The following is an 18,557-nucleotide window of genomic DNA, read 5'->3' on the forward strand; positions in this document are numbered from 1 at the left end:
CTTCCGGCGGCATTATTGGCCTCGTACCTGACCGACCGACCCGCCTTGATCATTCGCCATCGCTGCAACACGCTTTCGGACCTCCAGGCGACGCCTCCCGAACTGGGAGTGGAGATCGACCTGCGCAGCCGGGACGGCGAGCTGATCTTGGCCCACGACCCCTTCGTCACCGGCGAGCGATTCGCCGACTGGCTCACCGCCTACCGCCACCGCTTCCTCATCGTCAACGTGAAGGAGGAGGGGTTGGAGCGGGCGGTCCTGGCGCGGCTGGCCGAGCACCGCATCGAGGCGTTCTTCTTCCTCGACCAGTCCTTCCCCTTCCTGCTCAAAAGCGCGCTGGCCGGCGAACGCCGCTGCGCCGTGCGGGTGTCCGAATACGAAAGCGTCGAAACCGCCCTGCGCCTCGCCGGGCGGGTCGATTGGGTATGGGTCGACACCTTCACCCACCTGGCGTTGACCGGGGAGGAGGCGCAACGCCTGCAGCAGGCGGGGCTGCGGCTCTGCCTGGTCTCCCCCGAGTTGGTGGGCCGTAGCGGCTCCGCGCCGGTGGCGGCGATGCGGGCCGAGCTGACGACCCGCGGCATCGCCATCGACGCGGTCTGCACCAAGACGCCCGAGGCGTGGGCCGGCGCCCCCTTCCGCGGTGAAGAGACCGCGTGAGCGCGGAACGCATCCCCGGTCCGTTGGCGCGGCGGCTCTACGAGGAGGTCCTGCCGCAGACCCTGGCGGCCTACGAGGACACCGTCGCGGTGATCGGCATCGACGGTCCGACCGCCGCCGGCAAGACCATCCTCGCCGACGATCTGGCCGAGCTGCTGCGCCGCGACGGCCGGCCGGTCTGGTCCTATCGCCTGGACTGGACCTTGGCCGAGCGGGAGCCGCGGCTGGCCGATCTGGCCCACCTGCGTGAGGCGCGGGTCGACACCTTCCCCTTCGAGGGGGAGCTGCACATGCGGCTCGATCTGGCCCGCGGGTTTCTCGCACAGGTCCGCCGCTTCCGCGAGGCGCTGTGCGCCGATCCCACGGGCCCCCGTCGATCGCAGGTGATCCGCCTCGACCGCCTCTATTCGCGGCCCGACGGCGGGCGCGCGGTCGGCGGCGCCGAGTGCCGGCTCGAACCGGGGCTGGTGATCCTGATCGAGGGCCACTACACCGCCCGTCCCGAACTGGATGAGCTGATCGACCTCAACCTGCTGCTGTTGAGCAGCCCGCAGGAGCTGCTGCGGCGCAAGGTGGCGCGGGTCAGCGGCTACCGCGGCGAGGCCGAGGCGGTGGACTATTTCCAGCGTATCGACCTCCCCTCGTTCCGCCACCACCTCGCCCGCTTCGGCAGCCGTTTCGACCGGGTGGTCGACAACAGCGACTACCGCGCGCCCCGCCTGGAGTCGCTCGCCTTCGTTCGTGCCTGGCTGGGCGATGACGCGCCGTCCGGGGAGAGCCTCCACGAAGGGGTTTCCGGTGTCGCCGCACGTCTCCTCTCCCCCTCGCTTTTCGTGGAGTCAGCCCTATCTTCGGCGCTGGAGGCCCTGCTCGACGCCGTGGTGAGTTGGGATCGGATGGTGGGCGAGTACCTGCGCCAAGATGCGGGGGGCGTGGGCGGCGATCCGTTTCAGCAGGCCGAGTCCCTGCTCGCCGGATTGGAGCGGCGTTTCGCCGACCACGCCATCCGTTTCCGTCTGCGCCACACCCACGCCTCGCCGGGAGTCGATGCCCGCCGGCTGCCGCTGTCGCTGGGCGTCTCGGTTACCGCCCCGCGCGGCGAGCCGCTCCATCTCCTGGCCGAGGTCGCTCACGGCGCGCTGGAGATCCAGGTGGTGTGGGCGGGGGGGCGCTCCCGGGTGCGGATCGAGCGGGAGATTGGCGCGGTGACACCGCCGGACGGAGTGCGGCTGCGGGTGAGCGCACCGTACCATCCGCTCCCTGTCCACGAAGTCCCTCCGCGCCTGCTTACCCCCGCGCCGTTCACCTTGCCCGATTTCCTGCATGACTATCCGCTGGCGATCGAGGCAGCCGACGAGGCCCTCTCGCCGACGCAGGGGCTGCGTCGTCTCCTCGACCGCGGCGGGGTGTGGGTGCAGCGTTTCTCCCGTTTCGCGGAGCTGGCGCTGTTCGACGAACTGGTCGCTGCCGGCGGTGGCATATCGGTCCGCGCGGGTCACCATCTGATCGCCCTGCGCAGCGACGACGAGGCGTTGTGCCGACGTTTCAAGGCGTTCCGGCGGAACACTCCGGCCGCGGACGAGATGGACTGCGCCTTCTCCGCCTCGATGATCGAGGTCCCGTTCGGCCCCGACTACTGCCGCCTGGTCGATCGGCTGGTGGCCGAAGGGGTGCGCCATTTCCACATCGACGTGGGGGACGGCCGTTTCATCCCGCGGGTGATCGATGTGCTCGACAAGGTGCACTACCTCCGCCGCCATCATCCCGAGGTGCGGCTGCACGCCCACCTGATGGCCGAAGAGCCCCAGGCCGCGGAGGAGGGCGGCGTCTCGCTCATCGATCGCTACCTCGACGCCGGCTGCCACGCCGTGGCCCTCCACCCCCGTGCCGTGGCACGGGAGGAGGCGCTGATCGCGGCGCTGCACCACATCCGCCGCCGCGGGGCCCGGCCCGGCCTGGTGCTGGAGACCGACCGGCCCATCGACGACGCCCTGTGGACGATCGTGCGCCAGGCCGACCTGGACTGGTCGGTGGTGATGGGGGTGCCGGTGGGTCGCGGCGGACAGCGCTTCGACCCGGCCACCCTGGAGCGGCTGGCGGCGCTCCAGCGCCTGGCGCGGGCCGACGGCCGCCGCTTCCTGATCGAGATCGACGGCGGGCTGACCCTGGACGTCATCGAGCCGTGCCGCCGTGCCGGCGCCCGGCTCTTCGCCGGCTGGTCCATCGTCCGCGCCGACGGCGAGGAGGCCACCCTCGATCGGCTGCGGCGCCTGCAACAGCGGCTGGCGGAGGCGTGATGCCCCTTAACCTGGTGATCCCCATGGCCGGACAGGGCCGCCGCTTCCGCGAGGCCGGCTACGACACCTTCAAGCCGTTCATCGAGATCGACGGCCGGCCGATGATCGCCCATGTGGTGGAGCGCTTTCCGACCGAGGTGCGCCGCTTCATCGTCACCTGCCGCGAGCTACTCTCGCCGGGCGAGGTCCGCTATCTGGAGGGTGAACTCGGCTGCACGCTGATCTTCATCCCGCCCCATCGCGAGGGGCCGGCCTGGTCGCTCGCCGCCGCGGCCGATCAACTGCCGCTGGACGAGTCGTTCTTCATCGCCTACTGCGACATCGCCTGGCGCTGGGACTTCGACGCGGTGCGTGCCCGGCTCGACCACGACGCGGTGATCTACACCCACCAGGGCTTCCACCCCCACCTGATCGCCGACAACTACTCGGCCTTCTGCCGGCCGCGTGCCGATGCCCCGGAGCGGCTCGACGCGCTGCGCGAGAAGGGCTCGTTCACCGATGACTGGATGGCCGAGCCGCTCTCCATCGGCGCCTTTTTCGTGCGCGACGGCCGTGCCATGATGGCGGCGACGCGACGCCTGATCGAGGACGACGTCCGGGTCAGCGGGGAGTTCTTTCCCTCGCTGATCTTCAACTACCTGGCGGCCGACGGGGCGGAGGTGTCGCTGCAACCGGTGCCCTTCTTCATCCACTGGGGGGTGCCCGCACAGCTCGTGGATTTTCTCCGCTGGAAGCGTGTGCTGACCTCGGCACCGCCGGTGGCCGAGGCGGGCGAGGGGCGCAACATCCTGACCATGGCCGGTTTGGGCCAGCGCATGGACGGCCTCTCCGCGCAGCCCAAGGCGCTGATTCCGATCGACGGGCAGCCCATGTACCGCTACTGCGCGGCGCGCTTCCCCGCCGCCGCGCCGACCCTGATCACCACGCCGGCGATCGCCGGGCAGTTGGACGCCTTGGGCTCCCCCCGGGGCGATCAGGAGGAGCGGCTGGTCCTGCCGCAGCAGACCGGCTCCCAGTTCGAGACCCTGCGCCAGGCCGCCCCGCTGCTCTGCCGGCAGCGCGATTTCTTCCTCACCTCGTGCGACGCCTTCGGCCTGTTCGACCCCGAGCATTTCCGCGCCACGCTGGCGCGGCGGCGGCCCGACGCGGTGATCTTCACCTTCCGGCCCTCGCTCACCCAGCGCAAGATGGCGGCCCACCACACCCACGTCAGCGTCGAGGGCGACCGGGTAACGGCGGTCCATGTGAAAGGGAAGGGCGCGCAGGACGATCCGGGACTGGCCGGCTTCTTCTGGGTCGCCGATGGCGCGATCTTCCAGCGGCTCGACCGGGTGCCGCCGTGGCACGGCGGCGAGATGGTGGCCGACAACGCCTTCGCCCACTTCGTTGCCGAGGGACTCGATGTGATGGCCTATCCGTTGGAGCAGTACGTCCACCTCGGCACCCCCGAGGAGTTCATGGAACATCGCTATTGGTGCGAGCGCCGCGAGCTGTTCGCCGCTTCATGAACACGCTCTCGATTGTCCTGCCCTGCTACAACGAAGGGTCGACCCTGGGCCGGCTGGTCGATGGCTACCGCCGGGCGCTGGCCGGCCGTGCCGGCGTCGAGCTGATCCTGGTGGACAACGGCTCCACCGATGACACTGCCCGGCGCATCACCGAAGAGGTGGCGAAGGGGGCGCCGTTTGCCATCAAGGGCGCCACCGTCGCGCACAACCGCGGCTACGGTCACGGCATCCTGAGCGGTCTGGCCGAGGCGGGCGGCGACTACCTGGCCTGGTCCCACGCCGACCTGCAGTGCCCGCCGGAGGATGTGGTGCGCCTGTTCGACGCGGTGCTGGCGCGCCCCGCGCCGCGGGCGTGCTTCGGCAAGGGCCATCGGGTCAACGAGCGTGGCCGCGCCGGGCGGCTCACCCGGCTACAGACCCGCCTCTCGCGGCTGATCCTGGGCCTGCGCCTGGAGGAGATCAACGCCCAGCCCAAGCTGTTCCACCGCAGCCTGCTGGAGCAGTTCCGCCACCCGCCGGTGGGCTATGAACTCGACATCTACGCCTACTACAAGGCGGTGCGCGCCGGAAGGGAGGTGGTCAGCGTGCCGGTGCGGTTTCTCGAACGCCAGGCCGGCCGCTCCAAATGGGCCTTCTCCCTCCCTTCACGGCTGCGCTTCATGGCGAGGAACCTGTGGTACCTGGTGGTGTTGCGGGTGGCCGGTGGGTGGATTTGAGTTCGTAGGATGGGCAAAGCGTCAGCGTGCCCATCAAAACGAAACTGCCAACGTGACGTTCACTGCCTTCGTTTGATGGGCACGTCGCTGTGCTCCTTTGCCCATCCTACGGTAGTGGGATCGGCGTCTGCTCTCCAAGCCCCGCTTGCCGTTGCCACACCGTGTAGTTCGGCAGGTCGAGCACCCGGTGGTACTCCGCCGGCGGCGATGCCGCGGGGGTGCCCCGATACTTCCCCCACACGATCAGATCCGGTGCGAAGCGCGGGTCCCGCCCGGTCGCGGCGTAGGCGGTGTCCAACCGTTGGCGGGCGGAGAAGGGGAGGGCGAGGCTCCAGGTCGAGCGTGCCCGGGCGATCACCGGGCGCAGGCGCGCCGGATAGTCGGCCGGCGGTGCCCGCGAGTGCAGCGAGGAGGCCTGATACTTGGCGTGGCTGTGGAAATAGAGCAGGACGCTGTTATGCACGTGGTGGGGCATCAACCGGTCCTGATTGATATAGCCCGACCAGGTCGCCCCGCTCCAGCCGAGATACTTGCCCACCTGGACCAGTTGGGTCTCGATCTGCTGGTCGGTGAGCACCACTTCGAACACGTCGGGCATCAGCAGGGTCCCCTGGCCGGCCATCACCCACCAGGTCAGCAGGTGGTGGTCGTTGGTCAGCAACTGACGGGGCGCCCCGCCGGGGGCCGCGCCGAAACGCTGGATGAGCGTCGCCACGTCGTCGCGCAGCCGCTGGCGCTCCGCCGCGAAGGTGTTGGCGGAGCCGGTCACTTTGTGATGGGGCAGGCTGTGCAGTTGCCAGCCGAAGATCAGCGCGACCGACGCGAGCAGCGCGGCAGCGGTCGCCGGCCCGCTCCAGCGCCGCGGGAGCGATGGCAGGCCCAGGCGGCCGAGTTGAGCGAGCAGCAGCATGAGGACGAAGCGGCCCGTGTCGGCCACGCTGTCGGGGAAATGGAAGAGCTGGACGTAGGCCGGACTGAGGAGGAAGAAGATCAGCGCCGCCCCGCCCGCCAGCAGCGGAAAGCTCAGCAGGGCGGCCGCCAGCCGGGTACTGCGGCCACGCAGGCGCAGGAGCACGAGGATCGCCGCGGCGGCAATGCAGGGCGGCCCCATGGCGGCCAGCAGCGGCCGGAAAAACGTGGCCACCACCGCCGCGCGCTGCTCGGCCGGATAGAGGCCGAAGCGGGTCGCCAGATCGGGTGCCCCCCACAGCGCCTGCACGGCGAACGGCAGGCCGACGACGAGAAAGGCGGCGACGAAGAGGAGGGCGGCCCGCCCGAGGCGCCGGTCGAGGAGGACCCGCCACGAAAGCAGACTCTCCGCCACCGCCGCGGCCAGGAGCGTCACGCCGATGAGGAAGAAGTAGACCGAGCCCTGCAAGACCAGGGCGGTGAGCGCACCGAACGCGACGATCCGCCAGCCGCGCTTGAGGAGCCGCCCGGGGCGGCGGATCCACAGCAGCAGATAGCCGAGGAACCCCACGATGAAGAGATTGGTGACCTCGGGGCGCGGCAGGCGAAGGCCGTAAACCATGCCGTGGGTCGGCAGGACGAAGTAGGTGCTGATACAGATCAGCGCGAGCACCGCGGCCCACTGCCGGGAGGCCGAGGCGACCCGAAACAGCCAATAGAAGGCGTAGCCGGCGACCGCCACCACCACCACGTCGGCCGCCATCAGCCCGGCGGGGCCGGCCAGGGCGAAGCCGACGGCATGGGGGATCAGCGGCGGCAGGGGGAAGCGGACCAGGCCGGAGCCGGAGAATACCGCGCTGTAGGTCGGCGACAGATCCAGGCGCGCCAGCGACTCGATGAGCGGGAAATACTGCAGGTCGCCGAGGCGGAAGACGACCTTGAGGTAGAACGGCTCGTCGGGATAGAGCAGGAAAGCGGCGGCCCAGTAGGCGAGACCGACCAGCGCGCCAGCGACCACCACCATCGCCTTGATCGTGCCGGGCTTCATGAGGCTTTGCTCTCTTCTTCGATTCGCCGACGATAGCCGATAAACAGCGGGACGCCAATCGACAGGGCGACCACCAGGTAGCCGATCTGGCTGAGGCTGCTGACCGAGACCCCGACCTGGGCCGCGAGGGAGAACCCGCCGTACAGGACACCCAGGCTGACCTGGGTGACCCCGATCCCCAACGGCGTCAGCGGAATCATGGCGACGATCAGCGATACCGGAATGAGCAGGAACTGCAAGGCGTAGTGGGCCTCGCCCTGAAAGGTCTCATGCAGATAGCCGCCGGCAAGGGTCAGGCCGAAGATCAGGACGAAGACCGCCGCCAGGTTCCACAGGAGGACCTTTCCCAGCAGCGGGAGATTTTCCCGGCGAGCGACCTGCCGGACGACTTGCAACGCCCGCTGGAACCGGGAACGGCTCACCCGGCCGGAGATTGCCTTGGCCACGCCCCCGCTGAGCCCGATCGAGGCGAAAAAGAGCAGCAACAGGCCAATCGGCACCAGCAACAGCAATCGGTTTCGACCCTCCATTCCCGGCAACAGCCAGAGGCTGGACAGGGCCGCGAAAAAGAGGATGGCGAGGAGGCCGAGAAGGCGATCCAGGATCAGCAGAACGGCGATCTCCGTCTTGCCGAGCGAGGGGCAGGCGCGCTTGAGGTAGAAAAGCTTCACCACGTCGGCGGCGAATCCGGGCACCGCCGTGCCGACGAAGAGAGAGATGAAATTGGCCCGCAGGATCTCCGATTGGGCTTTGACCGGTGCGACGCAGCGCAGCAGATGGGCGAGGCGTATGCCGGTGGCGAGCTGGTTCAGGATCCAGGAGAGGGGCACCACCAAGGCGATCAGCGGCTGCTCCAGGAGCAGCCGAAAATGCTTCGGCTCGAACTGATCGCGGATAAGCCAGATGATGGCCGCGGCAACCACCAGCTTCGCCCCTGACACGAGAAGGGTATTAACACTCGTCAATTTGCTTTGGGGATGCGTGCGAGGCGCGCGACCTTACTCCGGGAAGAAGAAAAAGAATCTTAAATCCAATTGGTTGCGCCGAATCATCCCGGCCCTTCGGGAGCCTGTCAAGATGTCGGCGCCAGTCTCTCCGGAGTTGGAGGAGGTCCATGAGGCCGGCACAGAGCGCTTTCCCTTTTCCACCGGTTGCGCCTACCCTCATCCAATGGATATCGCCTCCCTCGACTTTTCCGTTTCCGCCCGCAGGAAGGCTCCCGATCAGCCGATCGGCGCGTTTCTGGCGGAGTTTTTTTCCGACGTTCCGGTCAGGAGCGTGTTCGCCTTCCGGGAATACTCGTCGCTGTATGGTGGACGACGGTTCGTCGAGCCGGAGCTGTCCGAGGCCGACGTCGCCTGGATGTACGATCACGGGATCGGTTACCGCATCCCGCTGCAGACCTCGCTGCTCAACCGGGCCGACTACCTGCGCAACCAACCGTTCCTGGCCCGCTATCACCGCAAGGGCAACAGCGTGATCGTCACCCACACGGATCTCGCCCAGTGGATTCGCGAGGATTTCCCCGACTACGAAATCGAGGCCTCAGTGATCAACCGCATCACCTCGGTCGACGACCTCGATGCCTGGTTCCGGATCTACGACGTGGTGGTCCTGCATCCCCGACTCAACACCAAACGGGACGAACTGGCCACCATCGCGGCGAAGCAGCGCATTCGCCTGTTCGCCAATGCCGGCTGCATGTATCGCTGTCCCACCATGGAGTGCTACGAGTCGTTCACGCTGATGAACAAGCGCTTTCCGGGTGCTGAAATCAGCTGTGCCCAACTGCACAATCCCCGCTACAATGCGTTCATCGCCAGCCTTGACGAGATGACCGAATTCGACGTGGCCGCCCTGGCCGAGGCCGGGTTCACTCGCTTCAAGAAGCTCCGAAGCAAGGGACAGATCGCGTATTGATCGTGCTCCCGGCCTCGCCTTTGCGATCCTTCCAGGGACGGATGAAGCCCGCGCCGCCGCCGGGTGCAATCCACGAGCCACGACCTGGTTGCCATGACACCTGTTGATTCCAATGAGCCTCTGGATATATCGGTCATCGTACCGGTGCACTTCGGAGACGCCCCGGAGTGAGTTCAAGAGAGGTTCACGACCTGTCGGGAATTCCAAGCCGGGTGGAATCCGGTGCCGCACGGGATGAGGGTGGGATCCGGTTCGAGTCAACACGATCTGTTGGGGTTGGACAAGATGTACGATGATAATTATTTCGATTATTTGTATACCAAGCGCCTGAGTCTGGATCTTGGCGCGATCCGGGATAGTGGCGGAAAGCTCTATGATTTGATCGCGGAGAAATTCTACGAGGAGGGTGTGAATCACTATGGCGGGCATGCGACCATGGTCACCAATCTTTATGAAAAGTACAATGTATTGATGTATCCTTTTCCGCAATTACATGAGTTGTATGAAGCGATCAGGTCTATTTTTCGTGGTGTCGTAAATCCCTCCGATCCATATTATATTCAATGTTGGTTGAATGTCTTCCAGAAGGGGGAGTTTATCGGCTGGCATCGTCACTGGCCGGCGGGCATGGGGGTGTGGCACGGATTCTATTGCGTGGATGTGGAGGTGGAGCCGAGTTATACGGAATACCTGTTCCCGTTCATGAAAAATACGATCAGGATCCCGAGCAAGGACAATCTGCTGGTGTTCGGCAAGAGCGAGGACGACCGGCACCGGTCGTCCCAATGGAACAGCGATCGGCCGCGAGTCACCATAGCGTTCGATATCGTTCCCGGGAAGCACATCGATCCACGCCGGAATCTGAATCATTGGCTCCCGATTTAGGCATGACTTCTTGCTGTTGGGCGTCGAGATAGGCGTGCAAAGAGGAACGCTGCAACGGGTGGCCTGAATCGCTTCGGAATACGCGCGTTAGATTGGTTGACACGGCAAATGGCGCTATAATCTTTAGGTGGGCTTGATGTTCAGCGCAGCCCGTTTTCCGGAGAGAGATTCCTCATGTCCAGTATTGATGAACGCACCATTGTTGCCCGCCATCCGGACATCCTGCACGCCGTCGTCAACGGTGAGGTGGTTTTGATGAGCGTGAGTAACGGAGAGTACTACGGCCTGGACGCGGTAGGTAGTGACGTTTGGGAGCGGTTGGCTGAGCCGACCCGTGTCGAGGCCCTGCTCGCCGCCCTGGAGCAGCATTACCGGGCCGATGAAGGAGAAATACGTAGGGATACCGTCGATCTGCTGGGAGAACTTCTCGAAAAAGGGTTGCTTCAGATTCACTGAGCCCGTCCGTTTCTCCCCAATTTTTTCGTAAGGCGGGTCACTTCCACCTTGCGGAGTTGGTTATATCCCTCCCTTTTCAGTAAGGAGCGTCACCGTGTCCGAGCAAGATCTTACGCCGCCTGCATCCGTCGATTCCGAAACGGAAGAGCTCGACGAACGTCCCCGCTGGTCTCGCCCCAAACTGACCGCGGCCGATATCGGCCCTTCGACGCAACATTCCAACGGCCCGATTTATACCGATGGGAGTTTCGCACCCAAAGCCTCTTGAGGGGGCCACACCGGCCCTCTTGCGGTGGTTGGTCGGGGCGGGCGTTTTCGTCTCCTCCGCTCGTCTCCCCTGATGTTTTACCCCTTTGCGTTTGGGTTCATGTGAATGGCCTTTGCGGGCATCGTCGATCTCAGTGGCCCCGTGTCCGCTGACCAAGCGCTTCCTTTGCGGGCGAGGTTCCCGCAAGGAAGGGTGTGGCACGCCACCTCGGCGTTTCTGGTTCATGCCGGGGATGAAGGTGGCGAGGGCTTTCTCCGCGGCGCCGGCGGCTTGGCGCTGCTCTTCGATGGCCATCTCTACAATCGGGACGAACTCGTTCCTCTTTTCGATCTCCCCGACCGTTGCGGCGATGCCCGATTGGCCTTGGCCGTCCTCGAGCGCTGGGGCGAAGAGGGCATCGGCAGACTGATCGGTGATTTCGCCCTGGCCGCATGGGACGAGTCCGGCCGCCGCTTGTGGTTGCTCGCATCGGCGCAGGGGCGGCGCCCGCTGCTCTTCCATCAAGGCGGCAAGCGCGTCGCCTTCGCCACCGACGCCACCACCCTGATGGCCCTGCCGGGAGTCCCCTGTCGCGTGGATCTCCAGACCATTGCCGCCTACCTGATGGATCGCTATCCCACCGATGGGGAGAGCTTCTTCGAGGGAATCGAATCGCTGCCCGCGGCGACCTGGGCGCGGTTTTCGCCCGCCGGACTCCGGCGTGAGCGGTATTGGCGTCCGGGTGGGGATCGACCCACCCTGCGCCTTGCCCGCGATGAGGAGTATGTCGAGGCGGCCCGCGAGCTGCTCGATCGGATCGTCGCGGCCCATCTGCGCAACGCCGGCCCGGTCGCGGCCTTCGCCACCGGCGGCCTGGACTCGTCGACCGTCGCCGCCACCACCGCCCGCTTGATCGCACCCGACCCGCTGCACGTCCTGACCGCCATTCCCCGGCCGGAAGTCCCGCGCTCTCCGCCCCATCTCCCTTGGTACGACGACGAAACCCCTTTCGTTCAGGCGTTGGCCGACATGCATCCCAACATGCACCTCCATCTGACGCCAGGTGGTGGACCCCACCCGCTGGAGGTCGATCCAACCCCCCTCTTCGAACGCTCCGCCATGCCGCTGCTCAAGGTGATCAACATCTTCTGGTTCGATGCGCTCTACCGGCGCATCAGGGAGCTGGGGATCCACGTGGTGATGACCGGAACCTCGGGCAACCACACGTTGAGCTGGTTCGGCAACCAGGCCGTGATCGGACAGCTGCGCCGGGGGCGGTGGTGGCGTGCGGCCCGCGAGCTGGCCTTGGTGGGGGAGAGCGAGGGGATCGGTTGGCGGGGGGCCTTACGCCAGGAGATATTGAGCCCTTTGCGGCGCAAGCGTCGCGAATGGCAGGTGCTTTCCACCGTCAGCGGCATCGCCCCCGGGTTTGCCCGGGAGGTGGGCGGGGTGAAGGCTCGCCCCATTCCCGCGGGGTGGCGGGTTACCGGCCGGGAGATGCGCCGGGCCATGATCGAGGGGCAGGCGGGGGGGCGCGAGATGACGAACGCCCTGCGGCAGTGGTGGGGCGTCGAGCCCCGCGACCCCCTGGGTGACCCCCGGATGGTCGATTTTTGTCTGTCGCTCCCCGACGAGCAGTTTCTCAAGGACGGGGTCCGCCGCCGCCTGGCCCGCCGGGTCGCCGCCGATCGTTCCCCGCCGGAGGTGTTCGAGAACCGGTTACGGGGCAATCAATGCCCCGAGTGGTTCTCGCGGGTGCAGGGGCGGCGCGACGAGTTCGCCGCCGTCCTGGAGCAGATGCGGAGCTCCCCTTTGGCCAGCCACTGCCTCGATCTTCCGATGATGCAGCGGATCATCGACGATTGGCCCGCCGACGCGGCGGCCGCCAAGAGGGCCGCCTTTCCATTGCGCGGGGCGCTGCTACGCGGCATCCACCTCGGGCAATTCCTGATGTGGGCGGAGCGGCTTGGATCGTAGGAGCCTACCGGACTGTGGGGGAGAGGGCGTAGGTTGGCGCTACTGCGCCGACGCGAACGAGGTCAGCGGCCCTTCGCTGTCTCCACCGAACCTTCCGGATGGGGTGTTCCGCTCGGAAGGGTCCGCATGGCCGTGAGCCCGCTGCCTTCGTTCGCGTCGGCGCGGTAGCGCCAACCTACGGGAGGGCGCTACCGCGCCGACGGCGGGGGCGCTGCCAGTGATAAGTCGTCATCCCGCTTCCGAGGCCGATCCCCCATGGCACAACAGGCTACTCGGGCACATAACCCAGCCTCGCCATCACCGCGCCGTGCTCCCGCTGGAGGCGGCCGGCTTGCCCGGCGGTGAGTTCCTCGCGCCAACGCTCGGCCCTGCCGCTGCGGAAAAACTGGGGAGAACTCGAAGGGCGCTCGCGGAATCCCACGCTCCGTTCGGCCTCGCGCAGTGTCTCGAAGCGGGTCGCCTCGCTCGCCTTGCGCAGGACCTCTCTCTCCACCTCCATCCCGAGGAACGCAAACATCGTCGCCAGCGTCCCCACCGTATCGGCGAGCAGATCCTCATAACGGATGCAATGCATGGCGATGTCGGTCTGATCGAGCCAGCTGGTGACATGGTCGCTCCACACCCCCAGGCGCTGGACGATCTGGCCGCTCCCCCGGCAATTGTCGGTTACCGCCAGCCCCGCATCGGGGTCTTCCATGAAGTCGATGGTGGCGTCGAGCGAATAGCCGAGATGGTTGGCCAGGGAGCAGGCGACGTCACGGGGGTCGCGCACCAGATAGATACCGCGGTTCCCGGCCTCGGGGGGGAAGATCGTCCGTCCGCCGAGGCTCCTGGCCCAACGTTCATGCACCTTGGAGAAGATCGCTGAGGTCGCCTCCTCGGCGACCATCCGATAGGCTTCGCCACGGAACTCGTCGCACTCCGCCTCGGTGAGATCGGCGGTATTCACCCCGAGCATGTCGTCGAGCCCGGCCCGGTTGAACGAGGAGAAGGTCGGCAATTCCGGGCGGTTGATGTCCACCGCCGCCCCGCCGCGCAAGACGCTGTCGAGCAGAAAGCGCATCCAGGTGTTCCCGGACTTGGGGTAGGAGACCAACCAGACGAAGCCGTTCATGCCCGGGCCAGATCCTCCACCCATCGCGTCATCGATCCGAGCGCCTCGAAACCGGGTTTCACCATCGTCCGCTCCACGCGGACCTCGTCGGCCAGGCGGGTCATCTCGGCGAACATCGCCGAATGCCGCCCCATTCGATTGGCCAGGCTGCGCCGGAACACCTGGCGATGCAGGCTCGAGGCGGCCTGCACGGAGTGCAGCCGTCCGAATGTCACCAAGTGCGTTTGGGTGGGAGGGGCCAGCAACGCCACGGCGGCCAGCGGAACCGGCCGGGAACAGAAGTCCTCGTCGAGGGGCAGCTCGTACTTTTCCAGTTCAGGGCGAACCCGCGGCAAGGCGGCGGTATCGATCTGCAACGCTTCACTGCTGTCCCGCCACAACTTGAGACGGCGAAAGGTGGGAATCGCCACGGGGCCGTCGAGATCGATCAGGCACAGGTCATCCGAGAGCACGCGATGCCCGCGGGCCATCAAGGCCGCGGCGAGCGTCGACTTGCCCATCCCCGAGGGGCCCGCCAGCGCCACCGCCCGGCCGTCGATCTCGACGCAACTGGCATGCAGGATCGGGCGCCCGCGCTGATGGCAGATCAGGCCGAGGATGGCGCCGAACAGGAAGGTGCGAATGGTCGGGTCGGTGGGGTCGTCGCCGTGCAATTGGGTCACGATGCGGCGGCCCTCGCTCAGCTGGAAGGTGATCACGCCGGGAACCTCGAAGCGAACCGAGTGATCGCGCCCGAGCTTGACCAGCGGGCCGTCGTAGAGGGGGTGAGGATCCTCCATGGGGGGGACTTCGCCCAGGGTCAACACGATATCGGCGGGACGGTCGTCGCCGCGCCAGGGGGCGAGGCCGGGAAGGGGTAATTCGCTGCTCAAACGCCAGTCGCACAGCGTCAGGTCGTGATGCATGGTAATCGTGATTCTCGGAAAGTGAGCGTGCTGTAAGAAAAATATTACAACACTAGCGCGATCTTTGCTGCATCGGCGGGGCATCAGACGACCGTTATTCTGGAGTACGATAAAGGAGTCGGACAACCCCGCCCCTCCTTCAGAAGGCGGACAAAATTAATTGTTTCGACGTTACGCTGGATTACGCTTCGCCGTACTCCGCCAATCCGATGATTTCGGCTGCCGCGGGCCGGGAAGGGGCCGGAGGCAAGGCCGATTGCAGCCGTCGAATCGAGAAGGGCAACCTGATGAACATCGGCGCCAACGACTGGATCGACCCCGCCTACCGGGAAGGAGGGAAGCGGTTCCGCGACCTGCAACGCTCCCCGCGGCTCTTCCGCAACGGGGTCGGCCTGGACCGGTTCCTCCGCGAGCCGAAGGCCGACGAACTCTTCCAGGCCGTCGAATACGAGGCGAAGTTCGAGGATCAGTACAAGTTGTACGGCGAACCGCACTTCGTCGACGAGAAGCGATTTCGGCAGGCCCCGGAAGAGGAGCGAATGCTGCACTTCCTCCGGGTGGTGGGGGCGAGGAGAGGATGCGAGCTGAGCCCGTGTTTCCTGGCCTATCGGGGCTTCTGGGAGTTTTGTCACCGCCTGCTCCCGGCCTATCTGTCATCGCTGATCGGCGCCCCCCTGGCTTTGGAAAGCCAGGTCACCCACTCCCACGCCGCCGGCCATTTCATCAAGTCGCACAACGATGCCGGGATGAAGCGGAAGCTGTGCGCCATCTTTTATCTGAGCCGCGGATGGCAAGACGGTGACGGCGGCAGCCTCATGATGGGAATGGAAGAGGGCGGGGAGCAGGAGATTCACTGCGTCTTCAATCGCGTGGTGCTGTTCATCCCCTCCCGGACTACGCAACATCACGTCACCCCTCACTCTCCAGAGGCCGCCACAAAAAACAGGATTTCCCATGTGGCCTGGTTCCGCGGGCCCTAAGGCCAGATCCCGCGCTCCAAGGTCGCCTTGGCCAGCCGCCGCAGGGCGATCGTCCAGGCGGCGGTGCGCGGGCCGAGGGCGGGCTCTTCGGGGTTCTCCACCTTCAGCCGGTTCCACTCCTCGACCACCGCGTCGGTGGCGCCGTAGAGCTTCTCCTGCAGCTTGGCGAGCACCTCGCCCAGCGGCCACTGCTCGTTCTCTATGTTCTGCACCCACTCGAAGTAGGAGACGGTGACGCCGCCGGCGTTGGCCAGGATGTCCGGCACCACCGGGATGCCGCGGGAGGCGAGCACCTCGTCCGCCTGCGGGGTGACCGGACCGTTGGCCCCCTCGACGATCAGCTTGGCGTTGACCCGGTGGGCGTTGCCGCTGTGGATCTGGTTGCCGAGCGCAGCCGGCACCAGTAGGTCGCACTCCAGGGCGAGCAGGTCGTCGTTGGTGATGGTGCGGGTCTCGGGAAGCCCTACCACGGTGCCGTTGGCCGCCTTGTGGGCGGCGATGGCGTCGATGTCGAGTCCCTCGCCGTTCTCCGCCAGGATGCCGCCCTGGGTGTCGCTGATGGCGATCACCTTGGCGCCGCGCTCGCGGAACAGCCGCGCCGCGGAGAGGCCCACCTTGCCGAACCCCTGCACCGCCACCCGCGCCCCCTCCAGCGAGGAGATGCCGCCCCACGGGCTCTTCTCCAGGAAGCGCTCGGCGACCAGCACGCAGCCGCGGCCGGTGGCCCCCTTGCGCCCCAGCGAGCCACCCAGGTCGAGGGGCTTGCCGGTGACCACCGGGCGGTTGTTGCGCCCCGGATGGGTCATGTCGTAGGTGTCGAAGAGCCACGCCATGGTCAGCTCGTCGGTGTAGAGGTCGGGGGCGGGGATGTCGGTGTGGGGTCCGATGTTCTCGCCCAGCTCCCAGATGAAGCGGCGGGTGATGCGCCGTAGCTCGCACTCGTTGAGTTCCTTCGGATTGCACACCACGCCGCCCTTGGCGCCGCCGAAGGGGAGCTGGAGCAGGGCGCACTTCCAGGTCATCAGCGCGGCCAGCGCCGCCACCTCCTCGGCGTCCACCGCGGGGTGGTAGCGGATGCCCCCCTTGCCGGGGCCGAACACCGTGTTGTGCAGCACCCGGTAGCCGGTGAAGGTGAGTACCGAGCCATCCTCCATCTCCACCGGGAAGTTGACCGTGATGGTGCGCCGTGGCGCGGTGAGGAACCCCACCAATCCCTGCTTCAGCAGCTCGACGTGGGCCGCCGCCCGTTCGAACTGGAGCCGCCGGCTGCGCAGGGAGTCGAATTCCTGATCGGTCATGGTGGGTCCTGCCTCTGGTCGGGGAGTGTGGAGGATTAAACCGTGTTTCGGGGTGTGGTGCCAGCGGGGGGAGGAGAATCCGGCGAGGCCCGGGTCGGGCACCTTGCTTCCCTGTAGGAGCGGCCCTTAGGGCCGCTCCTACAGGTGAGGGCATGCCAAATCGGAAAAAAATACGCCGGCGGTCGCCGGCGTTTCCCCATCACTGGGGGAGTGGCCCAATTCGGTGAACGGGCGGGGGCGTTGGCCCGTTGTCGTGATTGTCGTCGAATGCCTTCAGGCCACCAGATCGATCTGCTGGATCGTCCCGGGGGTGCCGTCTTCGTTGAGGTAGACGCTGCTGGAACGCACCTGGCCCTGGAGGTCGTTGCTGCTGTCCTTGAGGTCGAACTGGGTGGAGACGTTGCCCAGGTAGATGGCGCCGATGTTCCGCTCGGCCAGGGTGCTCAGGCTGCCGTTCCCTTCGGCGCTGGGGGACCACAGCAGCAGTTTCGAGTAGCCGGAGTCGTTCTCGTCGATCCAGCGGTTGCCGTCTTCGTCGAGGGCGGCCAGCTCCTTGAATCCGTCGCCGGTCTGCGCACCGAACAGCTCGTTGCCGTTGTTGATGGTGCCGTCGCCGTTGCGGTCGAGGGCCAGGAAGGCGCTGTTGGGAGAGAGCACGGCGATCTGGTCCTTCTTGCCGTCGCTGTCGATGTCGAAGGCCATCTGCTCCTCGCTGAGCTGGGCGGCGGTGCCGTTGTAGTTGATCACCAGCGGGTCCTTGAGGGCGTCGCCGGCGCGGATCGACAGGCTTTCGTTGCTGGTGAACTCGCGAGCCATCTCCACCGCGGCGGTGAAGTTGATCTCCCGGCCGTCTTCGGTGCGTACTACCCCGTGGGCCGCGAAGCTGGTCTGCTCGGATTCGCTGTGGCTCTCCCGGTATTCGTAGACCATGCCCCACCCCTCGCGCTCGTCGGTGCCTTGGGTGGCGTCCCGTCCCTGGCTCCCGCCGACCGGCGATGTGCCGCCGCTGCCGCCGGAAGCACCATCCTGGTTGGGGTGGTAGAACTCGATTTTGCGGCCGGTATAGGCCTCCACCATCAATTTGGTGATGGAGAGCTTGAGGTCGCCCAGGTTTTCGACGTCCAGTTCGCCGCTCGCCTGCTTGGCCTTGGCCACTTCGCCGGCGTGGACGGCCAGCGCCTCGGGAGAGAGGCTCACCTGGTCGTCGTCGCCGAGGCGCTTGCGCAGGTCGTCGATGCGCTTGTGCACGTCGTCGAGGGAGGGGGGGCCGGGATTGGCGCCGTCGGCTGGGGCGTCGCGTAGCCGCTCCGCCTCGGCGCGCAGGGAGCTGGAGCCGGTGTCGCTCTGGTATTCGAGGGAGCCGACGCCATCCTGCCAGGCGCGCAGATGCTCGCTGGTCTCGCTGTTCTCCGTTTTGCGGTGGCTGGAGGAGAGTTGAACCTGGGCCTGTTCGATTTTCATGGGGGGGACTCCATTAGCCGGTAACTTCATTAGCGGCCGGAGGGGGAGCGGCTTGAGCGGTATTCGGATGCGAGGTCAAAGGCGAAAGTTAAAAGGTCTCTCCTGGTTACGACGCTCTGCGTCGTAACCAAGGCGCCTTGGACGCTCTGCGTCCTGCTTCGGTCGGGGTGGCTGCG

At 66.4% G+C, this 18,557-nt stretch carries 16 protein-coding genes; 10 read left to right on the forward strand and 6 right to left on the reverse strand.

What is annotated here, in order from left to right; all coding sequences use genetic code 11:
- The first annotated feature begins 45 nt into the window (after positions 1-45).
- Genes ACYQ2W_RS00460 through ACYQ2W_RS00475 form a run of 4 tightly spaced genes read left to right on the forward strand, consistent with a single transcriptional unit; the run spans position 46 to position 5,181 of the window.
- A complete protein-coding gene (locus ACYQ2W_RS00460) occupies positions 46-660 on the forward strand; it encodes a PI-PLC domain-containing protein (RefSeq protein ID WP_459862299.1) in 615 nt (204 codons plus the stop codon).
- Positions 657-2,957: a hypothetical protein gene (locus tag ACYQ2W_RS00465; protein ID WP_459862301.1), complete on the forward strand. Its 2,301-nt coding sequence runs from the start codon at positions 657-659 to the stop codon at positions 2,955-2,957. The genes ACYQ2W_RS00460 and ACYQ2W_RS00465 overlap by 4 nt, the downstream gene beginning before the upstream one ends.
- Positions 2,957-4,465, forward strand: a complete 1,509-nt coding sequence (locus ACYQ2W_RS00470) for an NTP transferase domain-containing protein (protein ID WP_459862303.1) — start codon at positions 2,957-2,959, stop codon at positions 4,463-4,465. Before ACYQ2W_RS00465 ends, ACYQ2W_RS00470 begins: the two co-directional genes overlap by 1 nt.
- A complete protein-coding gene (locus ACYQ2W_RS00475; protein ID WP_459862305.1) occupies positions 4,462-5,181 on the forward strand; it encodes a glycosyltransferase family 2 protein in 720 nt (239 codons plus the stop codon). Before ACYQ2W_RS00470 ends, ACYQ2W_RS00475 begins: the two co-directional genes overlap by 4 nt.
- Before the next feature lie 106 nt (positions 5,182-5,287).
- On the opposite strand, the gene ACYQ2W_RS00480 is transcribed toward ACYQ2W_RS00475, so the two are convergent.
- Positions 5,288-7,138, reverse strand: a complete 1,851-nt coding sequence (locus tag ACYQ2W_RS00480) for a hypothetical protein (RefSeq protein WP_459862307.1) — start codon at positions 7,136-7,138, stop codon at positions 5,288-5,290.
- The gene (locus ACYQ2W_RS00485) at positions 7,135-8,061 is read right to left on the reverse strand and encodes a lysylphosphatidylglycerol synthase domain-containing protein (protein ID WP_459862309.1); all 927 of its coding nucleotides are present in this window, start codon (positions 8,059-8,061) and stop codon (positions 7,135-7,137) included. Before ACYQ2W_RS00485 ends, ACYQ2W_RS00480 begins: the two co-directional genes overlap by 4 nt.
- 154 nt (positions 8,062-8,215) lie before the next feature.
- Between ACYQ2W_RS00485 and ACYQ2W_RS00490 the strand changes: the two genes are divergently transcribed.
- The 5 genes from ACYQ2W_RS00490 (at position 8,216) to ACYQ2W_RS00510 (ending at position 12,623) form a co-directional block, all read left to right on the forward strand.
- Entirely contained in the window at positions 8,216-9,058 is an 843-nt protein-coding gene (locus ACYQ2W_RS00490) for a hypothetical protein (protein ID WP_459862311.1), read from the forward strand.
- Positions 9,059-9,334: 276 nt separating this feature from the next.
- Complete coding sequence (locus ACYQ2W_RS00495; protein ID WP_459862313.1) at positions 9,335-9,943, forward strand: hypothetical protein; 609 nt, start codon at positions 9,335-9,337, stop codon at positions 9,941-9,943.
- 174 nt (positions 9,944-10,117) lie between these two features.
- Positions 10,118-10,399, forward strand: coding sequence for a PqqD family protein (locus tag ACYQ2W_RS00500; RefSeq protein WP_459862315.1), 282 nt, complete (start codon positions 10,118-10,120; stop codon positions 10,397-10,399).
- A gap of 94 nt (positions 10,400-10,493) precedes the next feature.
- A complete protein-coding gene (locus ACYQ2W_RS00505; RefSeq protein WP_459862317.1) occupies positions 10,494-10,667 on the forward strand; it encodes a hypothetical protein in 174 nt (57 codons plus the stop codon).
- Positions 10,668-10,859: 192 nt separating this feature from the next.
- Positions 10,860-12,623, forward strand: a complete 1,764-nt coding sequence (locus ACYQ2W_RS00510; protein WP_459862318.1) for an asparagine synthase-related protein — start codon at positions 10,860-10,862, stop codon at positions 12,621-12,623.
- 268 nt (positions 12,624-12,891) lie between these two features.
- On the opposite strand, the gene ACYQ2W_RS00515 is transcribed toward ACYQ2W_RS00510, so the two are convergent.
- Entirely contained in the window at positions 12,892-13,737 is an 846-nt protein-coding gene (locus ACYQ2W_RS00515; protein ID WP_459862321.1) for a sulfotransferase domain-containing protein, read from the reverse strand.
- Positions 13,734-14,642 carry a hypothetical protein gene (locus tag ACYQ2W_RS00520; protein ID WP_459862324.1) on the reverse strand — a complete coding sequence of 303 codons (909 nt, stop codon included), beginning with the start codon at positions 14,640-14,642 and terminating at the stop codon, positions 13,734-13,736. The genes ACYQ2W_RS00515 and ACYQ2W_RS00520 overlap by 4 nt, the downstream gene beginning before the upstream one ends.
- Positions 14,643-14,929: 287 nt before the next feature.
- Between ACYQ2W_RS00520 and ACYQ2W_RS00525 the strand changes: the two genes are divergently transcribed.
- Complete coding sequence (locus tag ACYQ2W_RS00525; RefSeq protein ID WP_459862326.1) at positions 14,930-15,622, forward strand: 2OG-Fe(II) oxygenase; 693 nt, start codon at positions 14,930-14,932, stop codon at positions 15,620-15,622.
- Here ACYQ2W_RS00525 and ACYQ2W_RS00530 read toward each other — a convergent pair.
- Entirely contained in the window at positions 15,619-16,920 is a 1,302-nt protein-coding gene (locus ACYQ2W_RS00530; protein ID WP_459862329.1) for a Glu/Leu/Phe/Val family dehydrogenase, read from the reverse strand. The two genes, ACYQ2W_RS00525 and ACYQ2W_RS00530, sit on opposite strands and share 4 nt — an antisense overlap.
- A gap of 273 nt (positions 16,921-17,193) precedes the next feature.
- The gene (locus tag ACYQ2W_RS00535) at positions 17,194-18,381 is read right to left on the reverse strand and encodes a hypothetical protein (RefSeq protein WP_459862331.1); all 1,188 of its coding nucleotides are present in this window, start codon (positions 18,379-18,381) and stop codon (positions 17,194-17,196) included.
- Positions 18,382-18,557 lie beyond the last annotated feature (176 nt).

The organism is Endothiovibrio diazotrophicus (assembly GCF_054657215.1).

Excerpts from the sequence above, each read along its gene's own strand:
- ACYQ2W_RS00480 (WP_459862307.1), bottom strand. The coding sequence starts at position 7,138 with ATGAAGCCCGGCACGATCAAGGCGATGGTGGTGGTCGCTGGCGCGCTG.
- ACYQ2W_RS00515 (WP_459862321.1), bottom strand. The coding sequence starts at position 13,737 with ATGAACGGCTTCGTCTGGTTGGTCTCCTACCCCAAGTCCGGGAACACC.
- ACYQ2W_RS00490 (WP_459862311.1), top strand. The coding sequence starts at position 8,216 with ATGTCGGCGCCAGTCTCTCCGGAGTTGGAGGAGGTCCATGAGGCCGGC.
- ACYQ2W_RS00520 (WP_459862324.1), bottom strand. The coding sequence starts at position 14,642 with ATGCATCACGACCTGACGCTGTGCGACTGGCGTTTGAGCAGCGAATTA.
- ACYQ2W_RS00475 (WP_459862305.1), top strand. The coding sequence starts at position 4,462 with ATGAACACGCTCTCGATTGTCCTGCCCTGCTACAACGAAGGGTCGACC.
- ACYQ2W_RS00500 (WP_459862315.1), top strand. The coding sequence starts at position 10,118 with ATGTCCAGTATTGATGAACGCACCATTGTTGCCCGCCATCCGGACATC.
- ACYQ2W_RS00530 (WP_459862329.1), bottom strand. The coding sequence starts at position 16,920 with ATGACCGATCAGGAATTCGACTCCCTGCGCAGCCGGCGGCTCCAGTTC.
- ACYQ2W_RS00470 (WP_459862303.1), top strand. The coding sequence starts at position 2,957 with ATGCCCCTTAACCTGGTGATCCCCATGGCCGGACAGGGCCGCCGCTTC.
- ACYQ2W_RS00535 (WP_459862331.1), bottom strand. The coding sequence starts at position 18,381 with ATGAAAATCGAACAGGCCCAGGTTCAACTCTCCTCCAGCCACCGCAAA.
- ACYQ2W_RS00525 (WP_459862326.1), top strand. The coding sequence starts at position 14,930 with ATGAACATCGGCGCCAACGACTGGATCGACCCCGCCTACCGGGAAGGA.